Here is a 9,779-nt window from a genome sequence, read left to right as displayed (position 1 = left end):
AACCTATCAGTGATGGAATGAAAGACACCTATTATCTGAATGGAATCCTATATTCTCGCGGTAAAATAGAGAATCTGAAACAGAATGGATTATGGGAGTTTTGGCATCCGAACGGAAAAAAAGCACGGGAAGGTCAATTTGTTGATGGAAAACCTAACGGCACACACCATTATTGGTTTCCTAATGGGAACAAAAGGGCTACAGGAAACTGGAAGAATGGTATATATGACGGTATTTGGGAAATGACAAGTGAAGATGGAAAACAGAATGCCATTCAAACTTATAAAGACGGAAAATTGGTCGAATAGGCGTCTTGCTAACAAACTTGTTAAATGTAAAGTATATTATTGGTACCGGGCAGTGTGGCTACTCCTTCTTCTCTAGAAGCAATATTAAATAGTTCTTTTTGAAAATTGTCAATTGCATTTGGCTCAACAATAATTTCCAGTTTTATTTTATTCTTTTCCTCTTGTCGATATTCGGTTGACACATTGCTCTCGAGATTTACTTCCACTCCAATATAACCACTTTTACCGATTGAATAATATTTCATAGAAAAGTAAGCATAACGTCTTTTTTCCCTAATTCATAAAATATTATTTCGTTATCATTCGGAAAACCTTTTAAAGTCTTTGCGAAATTAGCTAAGCATTCTGATTTATCATATACATCTGTTGTTCCAAAAAAGTTAATGTTTGACGCTGTTACCCTGAGCTCAAACATTTCGTCATCCTTCCAAATAACTTTAATTTCTAAGAACGACTTTCGATTTTCTACGGTCATATTGTTAATTATTTATTCTAAAAAATATCACAAATGAGGTATTTTTGAGATGCTACTTCTTCTAAAAAGAGTTTATCAAAATGGATCAGATGTCAGCCATCTTCACTTTTCTTTCTTTTGATCACTTCTCCACTTGATGATATTACATTGGTGAATGAGTAATCATATACACGGTGCGGTATTCCCATCTTCTTTAATATTTCTTCAGCATCAGTTCTTATGTTTATCCAGCTCGGATGTTCTTCCAAATATTCCCAATCCCATATCTCACTTGGCATTTGATCGACCTTAGTTTTGAACCTCAGTAGTTCTTGCTTGTATATGATTGGTATTAGGTTTTTCCTAAATACCGTTTCGAAGCATACCGGTGTACATGCATATTCCAATTCCTCATAAAGCTCTGTCATTGGGTCGAAAATGGGAGATGCCATAAGCTCTAGTTCTCTATATTTATAAGTGAACAGAATAAGCGAATTGACGATATTGGTATAGTAAAACCTGACGTGCTTGTCATAATATTCCAATTCAGACTTAGAAAATCCTAATTCATCAATCTCGTCTATTTCATAAGTTTCAGATGCTATCAGGTCAATTTGTTTTCGGCAATAATTTGCGTTTTCATCTAGCCCTATTTCGTTAGCCAGCTGATATAGTTCAACCCACACTTCTTTAGTGAACTGTGCGGAACCGCTACTGCCCAATTCTATCAGACTTTCAATTGCAAGCTCCCACTCCTCCTGATGGTTGTATTCTACAGTTTGTTGAAAATATTGATTATCAGCAAGTGATTCATAAAGGGAATTAAGCAGTTTTCTTAATCTTTTCTTTACTGAAGGTTTGCTATTCCATCGTTTCAAAAAATCGAATGTCCCCATTTTAAGATGCGTCTTTATTATCCCTTATCAAATATGTTGATTAATGATGAATATTTCAACATTTAATTTATTTTGAAATTACTTGATGAATTCGCAAATAAATAAGATTGAGAAAATTTTGATTCTTTACAAGGATGTCCTTAAACATAAGCCAGAAGTAACAAACTAAATTAATACTTTTAAGTTGTTTGAAAAACAGGGAAGTTTACCAACACAGGTAAGTCTTCAATAATTCTAATTTCTGATTCAGTTATTAATTTATCATAACTGTCAGATTAAATCTTGACTACTTCATTTAAGTTTTATCAATAGATTAGTTTGTATTTATGTCGTTATACAAGTTATCAACTACTTTTTCTAAAATTTCTCCTGTTTTATCAAAGCTGGTATTGGTCAATATAGATATCCCTATATTTTGTTTAGGATAAATCACAAACCAATTTTGCATTCCGTATATACCTCCGTGATGTCTATAAATTAATTTATTATCATTTTCTATGATGTACCAATGATATCCTTCCCAAAAATCAGAACCCTCTTTGTATAATTTTTTATGGGATTCGTTTACAATAGGATTTGACTTGTCTAGTTGCAATTTCATATATTTCACTAAATCCGTAGTCGTAGAGTGCAATCCTGAAATTCCACCCCATAAAGTTCGATTGAAGTTAGGCATTAACTTGTTTTTGTCGTTATAACCTTTAACTAATCTTGTTCTATCATTTTCATTGAGTGTAAATTTGGTTTGGTTCATTTTATTTGGTTTCAAAACAAATTCAATTACCAATTCCTCAAAAGATTTTTGATATACTTTTTCAAGGATATAGGCTGTCAACTCTGGGGCCGTGTTTGAGTAGAAATACCTTTCGCCAGGTTTCGTTTCAATGTTGATTAATTCTAATCCTTCAAAAAAAGCCTTTTTATTTTCGCTTTTTATAGGAAAATTAGGAAATCCACTTGTATGTGTGATGAGGTGTTTGATTCTTATAGGTTCACCTTTAAATTCTAAATTGGGATAAAGTTCGTCAAGATAGATTCTAATATCATCATCTAAATTTATTTTTTTTTCAAGTACGGCTTTAGCGGCTATATACCCTGTAAAGGTTTTAGTTACGGAAGCCAATTCATAAAGTGTAGAATCGTTTGGTTTATTTCCTTTCCCGATAGTTAATTCCCCAAAATGTTTTATTGTGGATTTTCCATTTTTATATACTGCAACGGAAACAGAATGAAATCTTTTGTCCTCTAATAACTGAAGCGCATTTTTTGTAATCGCATTTTCAACATTTTGTTTATTGATTGGCTGAAAAATTTTACAACCAAGTAAGGCAAAAATTAAAAGAGGGGCTAAATATTTCATAGTTTCTAAGTTTTAATTTAACATTCATAATCTGATGCAAATATGCTGTAGAGAATCTTGAAAAAAGTCCATATAAAAAAGTCGTACTCATTTTATTGAATAAAATGAGTGCGTTTATCTGCAATTGAAAGTTCAATTATTTACAATCATTTAATTATCAACTATTTCTATATGCTGTCGGCGTCTGATTCGTATATTTTTTAAAAGAGGTATGAAAAGAAGATTTTGAATTAAAACCCACTTTATATAAAATTTCTAACACAGTACATTCTTTTTTTGAGGGATCTTTAAGAATGGTCATTGCTTTTTTAATGCGGTATTCATTCACAAAATCAAAAAAATGCTGATTAATATGATGGTTAATTAAAACAGACAAATCACGAACGGGAATCCCCACCTGATCTGCCAATTCCTGAATCGTTAATGAAGGCTCTAAAAAGGGCTCTTTTTCAACCATGAAATTTTTAAGTTGTTGGATCTGAAAACTTTTTATTTCGTCCGATTTATTATCAGTTTTCAAAATTTCCACAAAATCATTTGTAGGTTGTAAGGTAGAATCAATTCTGCGAAAAAGCTCAGGATAATTTAATGCCTTTAATATAAACCAACAGGCAGCCAGTAAAAAAACCGTTCCAGCAACAATATTCAACCAGATAAATAGATCTTTATGTTGTGTGTATCTTACAATATTTTTTAAAATAATACATACGTGGATCACTAAGAAAATCCTTGTAAGCTGAGACAGCCATTTGTATAACAAAGTGCTTGGGTTGGTGTAATTTTCAAGATAAATCTTCTTATATTTTTTAAGGATAAGGAATACGGCAACGATATAAAAAAAGAACTGAAGTTCTCCGATTACTTGATAAAAAAACATTTCAGGGGAGTGCCACATAGCTTTAAAGAAAGCTTCTTTAGCAGCACCCTGTGCTAGATAAAGTCTCGGAACTAAAATTAAATTGGCAACAATGAAAGGAATAAGATGCAGCAAATGCTTTCTTTTTAAGGTGAAATCAGAATAGCAAACAGCATTAACGTACAGATAGAAAAGAGGCATTACTAATAAGTAAGCAGATATTTTGAAAGTTTTCAGATTATAGCTATCAACAAAAATATGCATAAAAAGCCCGCTGATATCAATGGCATTAATGATAAGGAACGCTGCAAATAATCTGTTTTCCAGTTTTCTTTCCGTTTTCACCGTTAGCAAAAAAACGGCAAGCAGGAGCGATATAAAAACGGCAATCGCAGCAATAACTTCCAGAAAACTCAATTTGTCCATTTAATTTTTTTATAAAAATAGGATATTAGATCATAAAGAAAAATGATTGTCAATAAACATTTTCCAAATATTCTATTTTTTTTATCAACTCCACCTTTTACGACCTTGCATTATAATTGTACTATTTAAGCACAAATAAGAAAGATCCATCGTGTATTAAACATTCAAAAGTAAAATAATTCTATTCACCATTAAATCCCTTCAATAATCGCTAACTTCCGATCAATCAGTTTCTGCAGAGCTTCAGGTTTTAATTCCCCAGAACCAAAACCCCTTTTATCTTTGATACAAGAACTACATGCTGTAGCATCCAGCTTATTGTTATAGCCACATAAACATTCCCATACTTCTTTGCCCGATGAAAATATGCCCTTTGATTCTTTAACGGTAACTACTTCTGGAAATAGCTGTACCAAGCCCTCTCCTCTCCATGTCTGTAGATAGGCAATATCTTGAGCGGAATACCAGTCTTTGTCTAAAGTAAGTACCTTCAATGCTGCCTTTTTTGCCAATAAAGATCCTGCTAACAGTTTCGACACTTGATCGTAATCGATCAGATTGGAACTGCTGATAGCTTTGCTAATGATCTTAAACTGCGCACCGGTTAAATCATCCGACAACAATTGTCCATAGAGTTTGGCTATAGCTTGATCTTTGTCCAGGAAATCAAAATAACGGAAGAGCGTGGCTTGAGGATCTTTGAATTCTTGATCCTCCCCTGTTTCATTCATTGCTTTGAATAGCAGGGGGACAAATTCGGTCAATCGGGATGTAGCTATAAACTCGGCTGTAGCATTGTTCATGGCATAGATACCGGTATAGCGTTCTATAATCAAGCTTGCTTTGACTTTGTTCTTAATAACTGATCCATCGATATCTCCACCTACTGCTTCTGCTTGTATATGTTTAATCTGATTGAGCAATACAGGTGTACCGATAGCGGTGATCATAACGATCGGCGTGCCTCTGCCCGAGAGCTCATCAATATTGACGCTGAAGCCTATAACGGCATCTGCCCGATAGATACGTGCATTTTGCTTTAAAGACTCCACTACGCTCTTATAAAGCTCCTGTTTTTGTTTTCATAATTGCGGGAGCGTCCACCGAAGAGGTCTACGAAGCTCGCTCCGGATTGCACTCAGAGCATTGGCTCCAATAACAGCTGTTGCTGAAATGGGATCAAAATAACTCAGGACTTCTCTCCCCTCGATGGTATGGGTACTGGTATCGATCATGGTCTATGATGAATACTGTATTAAAAGCCCGAAAATAATGGATTGGTTTGATTAATGGATACGGTTAACCGTAAGGAGGGTAATAAACCTATAAAGCCATTCTGGGCAGAATGGCTTTATAGGTTTATCCATATGATCTATTTGATTTATTTCAGTTTTTCAATATCGCCGATGGTAAGGCCTGTCGCCTCAGCAATTTGATCAATAGACAAACATAGGCTCTTCCAGCAAAATTTAATTTCTGACCAAATTCCAGCCTATCATATTTTCTTCTGTATTCTTTCTTTCGAAATTAAGAGAACTTAATAAATTGATGGATCCAATATTTCCAACGTCACATTTAGCTGTTATTTCAATAACTTGTACATCGTTAAATGCCCAATTTATCAAGCCTAAAGCAGCTTCCCTTGCGTAGCCTTTCTTCCGAACGTTTTCAACAATCCCATATCCCAGATCTATCCTTCCCAGAGAATCTGGCCGACCTTTGAATCCGATGTCACCAATAATTTCATTCTTTTCTTTTACGATAACCATCCATGACTCAAATCCTGTTGGAGATAATACCTTTTCTAAATTAATCAATATCCTTGGCAATGTATCTAAAACATCTTCATCCGGCCAACCTTCAGCTGGAATAATCCGCTACTTGTATCTTATTTATCAGAGTTTTATCGTAGGGAATTAGAAGAATTCTTTCTGTCTCAATTTGTTGAACTGCCATTAAAGATTAAATTATTATCATTGTAAAACTTACAAAATTAAACTCCGAATTTATTGAATTAAAATTGAATAAATGGCAGATGCCATAATCAACTTTTGCTGGTAGATGATCTTAATAAAGTTCTCGATTAAACTTTTGATTCTTGACTCATTATAATAATCAGTTTCTCACGATGTTAATATTTACCATTATGAAAAGCTGCTGAAATTATAAGAAAACTCTCTCATTAGACACATTAATCAACCAAGCTTTCTTGAGTAGTTCAAACTCAATCCAAGGATTGCAGATGCAATACTCGATAGACTAATTCATGGATCATATCGAATTGAGCTAAAAGGTGAAAGTCTAAGAAAAAAGAAGTAATATTGTCAGGTCATCAGTTGGACTGAGATGCTACTCTTTTTAGAGGGGTCAGTATGTCCAGCAGAGAGGTCAACATCACCAGTATATCCAGTATGATGATATAAAGTAAAAAATAAACAGGTGCTAAGTCTGTTTGGTAAAATGACGGGTTTATATTTCTGAGACAGAATTTACTCAAAAAGGAAAATTTGATACACTTAAAACTAACAGCTAAACAAGTAGCCACTTCGCAAAGCCCCTAACGTTTTGCGTTATTATAATACAACTTCGATAAACCAAAATAAAAAAAGATAATACAAAATGAAAAAAATAATATTCTTACTTCTTACATTATTCATTACAAATTTCAACTATGCTCAAAACTTACTACTTGACAGCATAGTTCAAAAGAATGGTTTCCCTTTCCAAAATGATAAAAACATTTCATTTCAGGGCAAAGGATGGGATGTTTTACTGAACGAAATAAAACAATCTAATTCTGTTTTATTGGGAGAAACTCATTCTACCAACGAAATTCCTTATTTCACAAATGCTATTATCAATGAGGTTGAGTTTGACAACTATTTTCTTGAGGTTGATCCTTATTCGGTAGATATCATCGAAACAAAAATTAAATCTCTATCTCCTGAACAGCTTAATTTATTTGTTAAAGAATATAGTACAAACTTTTCTTTTTTGGAGTACGAACCCGAATTTGCTTTGTTTAAGAATTTAGTTAAACGTAATAAAAAGGTGTATGGTGTCGAACAAATTAGCCTTTTTGCAGATCAGATGATCATTTCAACTTTAAAAGAAACTTCGAAAAATAAAAAAGTGATTGAGATATATGAGCAAATGCTTTTTAATTCCAAACAACTTGCGGATAAGGAGGGTCTTGAAAAATACTATCTATTATCCGAAGATTGCCTTCAAAAATTAGATTTATTGTTGATGTTAAAACTTTCTGACAAGGAGCGAAAACAAATTGAAGCATTGAGGTTAAGCAGAGAGATTTATACAAAAAGAAATCATCCCTTAAGAATTCAATTGATGAAAAACATCTTGCTAAAACAAATGCCAGACTGGAATAACAAAAAAAATCTTTTCAAATTTGGTTCTGTCCATGTACCAAGAGGTGAAACTATATTAACAAAAACTGATATTTATGATATAGGCAGCTTAATTTCTAATATTGAAGAGGCAAATTTCAGGAAATCATTACATATAATGCTTATTGAAAAAGGAGAAGACGACAATGACAATACGAGTTTTAAATCTTTTCTAAATGTGCTAAAAGATGATCAGTGGTACTGCTTTGATTTAAGACCTTTAAAGAAATCTATTTTACAAAACAAGCTAAAAGTAGATGATATATACTTATCGAGAGTTATAAAGGGTTATGATTATCTTATATATATTCCTAAAATAACTGAAAGTAAGAATATTTCGATAAAATAACAACGCACAACGAATTAGAGCTTTTAAACCACTGCTACCTGAATATTGTAACTCACTTCTCTACAATAAAGGAAAGTAAAAAGCTTTCAAAATGGTCTAAACGCTTTAAAACCTGTAATTATAGAAGATTACAGGTTTTATAATTTTAGCACTAATACTAAAAATTTTCAATAACACTCATAATTCTTATTTCATGTTATTGGCAGTTTTTAAAAACCAAAAATAGACTTAAACCACTATATATTAAAACGATATTGTTTTACTAACCTGATTTGAAGATAGCATAATTTGATAAATAACAAAGAGGCTGGCCCCCATAAAGAAATGCTACTAAATAAACAATATCAATTTTAACTATTAAAAGATTTCGCTCTTTAAACCTTTGCTCGTCAATATTGACGCTGAAGCCTATAACGGCATCTGCCCGATAGCTACGGGCATTTTGATTTAAGGACTCCACTACGCTCTTATAGAGCTCCTGTAGCTTGTTTTCATAATTGCGGGAGCGCCCACCGAAGAATCCCGAAGGGATCTGCGAAGCAAACGCTACGAAGCTGGCTCCGGATCGCACTCAGAGCATTGGCTCCTATAACAGCTGTTGCTGATATAGGATCAAAATAACGCTGGACTTCTCTCCCTTCGATGGTATGGGTACTGGTAACGATCATGGTGTATGATGAATACTGCTTTAAAAGCCAGAAAATAATGGATTGGTTTCATTAACAGATACGGGAAGCCGTAAGGGAGGTATTAAACAAATAAAGCCATTCTTGACAGAATGGCTTTATTTGTTTATCTGATTTATTTCAGTTTTTCAATCTCGTCGATGGTAAGGCCTGTAACCTCAGCAATTTGCTCTACTGATAACGCCATCTTTTTCAGTTTCAAAGCCGTCTCAATAGCTTTTTTCTGCTCGCCTTTTGCAATACCTTCTTTTAAACCCTCTTTTAAGCCTTCTTTTAAACCTCGGTCATGTCCAATACGCTGAGCAGTAGAATAGGTATTCTCTGCATCACGCTTATGTTTTAAACTTGCTTCGTATGCCATCTTATCCTCCGGTGTTAATTTTGCTACTTCGCCTATGTCAAAGATAAGACCAAATACCCGCTTATCCAAAAAATCCGGTATTTTATCAAGTTTACTCATGTTTTTCAATAGATATAGCCAAATATCCATATCCGTCTTGATATCAGCCTCATCCTTATTAAAATTTGGTAATATTAACAGCTTATAACCAAGCTTTTCATAAAAAACACGATTACTCTGCTTATCGCAAAGGGCAACATCGTAAAAATACTTTCCGGGTTCTGTTTCTCCTAATTCAAATTCTAAGATACCAATAAAATATACTTCGGGAAGTTCGTATGTATTTCCCTTATAGCCCCTGGGTATAAGTTTATTGATAAGCCTGGATGTATAAAAAACGGTCCGATCTTTAAAAAAATCTTGATAAAGCTGCTGCATCTCAATAATTAAATGCTCACCATCAATGCCAGTACAATACAGATCGAAAATAACCTTCCGTTCATTTTCAAGATCGCCATCCTGCTCCACTGGCCGATAATGAAGTTCTTGAATAACTTTCTCTCCCTCAAAGAGCCCATTTAAGAACCCAATTAAAATCGGCATATTTTCTTCCCTGCCAAAATAAAATTTAAAACTCCAGTCTCCACTAAAACCAACATACTTACCTAAGTTACTTTTTGTTTTTTTCATAATAATA

General features: G+C 33.5%; 13 protein-coding genes and 1 pseudogene. 3 read left to right on the top strand and 11 right to left on the bottom strand.

Features of this window, described 5'->3' with window-relative positions; all coding sequences use genetic code 11:
- Positions 1–308: toxin-antitoxin system YwqK family antitoxin (locus C8N37_RS22515; protein ID WP_394342505.1), on the top strand; the 308-nt coding region annotated here is incomplete at its 5' end.
- Positions 309–328: 20 nt separating this feature from the next.
- Here C8N37_RS22515 and C8N37_RS22510 read toward each other — a convergent pair.
- The 8 genes from C8N37_RS22510 to C8N37_RS22480 all read right to left on the bottom strand — a co-directional run bounded on the left by C8N37_RS22510 (position 329) and on the right by C8N37_RS22480 (position 6,117).
- The gene (locus C8N37_RS22510) at positions 329–553 is read right to left on the bottom strand and encodes a hypothetical protein (protein ID WP_108161022.1); all 225 of its coding nucleotides are present in this window, start codon (positions 551–553) and stop codon (positions 329–331) included.
- Complete coding sequence (locus C8N37_RS22505) at positions 550–783, bottom strand: hypothetical protein (RefSeq protein WP_108161021.1); 234 nt, start codon at positions 781–783, stop codon at positions 550–552. The genes C8N37_RS22510 and C8N37_RS22505 overlap by 4 nt, the downstream gene beginning before the upstream one ends.
- Positions 784–875: 92 nt before the next feature.
- On the bottom strand, positions 876–1,658 hold the full coding sequence (locus C8N37_RS22500; protein ID WP_108161020.1) for a hypothetical protein: 783 nt from the start codon (positions 1,656–1,658) through the stop codon (positions 876–878).
- 313 nt (positions 1,659–1,971) lie between these two features.
- Positions 1,972–3,018 (bottom strand): serine hydrolase domain-containing protein, encoded by a 1,047-nt coding sequence (locus tag C8N37_RS22495; protein WP_108161019.1) that lies wholly within the window; start codon positions 3,016–3,018, stop codon positions 1,972–1,974.
- 157 nt (positions 3,019–3,175) lie between these two features.
- Positions 3,176–4,300: a helix-turn-helix domain-containing protein gene (locus C8N37_RS22490; RefSeq protein ID WP_108161018.1), complete on the bottom strand. Its 1,125-nt coding sequence runs from the start codon at positions 4,298–4,300 to the stop codon at positions 3,176–3,178.
- Between the two features lie 191 nt (positions 4,301–4,491).
- A complete protein-coding gene (locus C8N37_RS22485; protein WP_108161017.1) occupies positions 4,492–5,352 on the bottom strand; it encodes a hypothetical protein in 861 nt (286 codons plus the stop codon).
- 30 nt (positions 5,353–5,382) lie between these two features.
- Entirely contained in the window at positions 5,383–5,535 is a 153-nt protein-coding gene (locus C8N37_RS22900) for a YbjQ family protein (protein ID WP_170114584.1), read from the bottom strand.
- Positions 5,536–5,769: 234 nt separating this feature from the next.
- Positions 5,770–6,117 (bottom strand): GNAT family N-acetyltransferase, encoded by a 348-nt coding sequence (locus C8N37_RS22480; RefSeq protein ID WP_146171129.1) that lies wholly within the window; start codon positions 6,115–6,117, stop codon positions 5,770–5,772.
- Positions 6,118–6,526: 409 nt separating this feature from the next.
- Between C8N37_RS22480 and C8N37_RS23020 the strand changes: the two are divergent.
- Positions 6,527–6,619, top strand: a pseudogene (locus C8N37_RS23020) (ATP-binding protein); the annotation flags it as partial.
- 300 nt (positions 6,620–6,919) lie between these two features.
- Positions 6,920–8,056: a hypothetical protein gene (locus tag C8N37_RS22470; protein WP_108161015.1), complete on the top strand. Its 1,137-nt coding sequence runs from the start codon at positions 6,920–6,922 to the stop codon at positions 8,054–8,056.
- A 262-nt stretch (positions 8,057–8,318) separates the two neighbouring features.
- On the opposite strand, the gene C8N37_RS23330 is transcribed toward C8N37_RS22470, so the two are convergent.
- From C8N37_RS23330 to C8N37_RS22455, 3 genes are all read right to left on the bottom strand, one after another.
- Positions 8,319–8,627, bottom strand: a complete 309-nt coding sequence (locus C8N37_RS23330; RefSeq protein ID WP_108161014.1) for a heavy metal-binding domain-containing protein — start codon at positions 8,625–8,627, stop codon at positions 8,319–8,321.
- Positions 8,548–8,724: a heavy metal-binding domain-containing protein gene (locus tag C8N37_RS23325; protein ID WP_108161013.1), complete on the bottom strand. Its 177-nt coding sequence runs from the start codon at positions 8,722–8,724 to the stop codon at positions 8,548–8,550. The genes C8N37_RS23330 and C8N37_RS23325 overlap by 80 nt, the downstream gene beginning before the upstream one ends.
- Before the next feature lie 133 nt (positions 8,725–8,857).
- Positions 8,858–9,779 (bottom strand): Rpn family recombination-promoting nuclease/putative transposase (locus C8N37_RS22455; RefSeq protein ID WP_317046796.1); only part of this gene is annotated, 922 nt, incomplete at its 5' end.

The organism is Sphingobacterium faecium, assembly GCF_003054045.1.
GTDB classification, from domain to species: domain Bacteria; phylum Bacteroidota; class Bacteroidia; order Sphingobacteriales; family Sphingobacteriaceae; genus Sphingobacterium; species Sphingobacterium faecium.
This window is presented reverse-complemented; position numbering and strand designations above follow the sequence as displayed.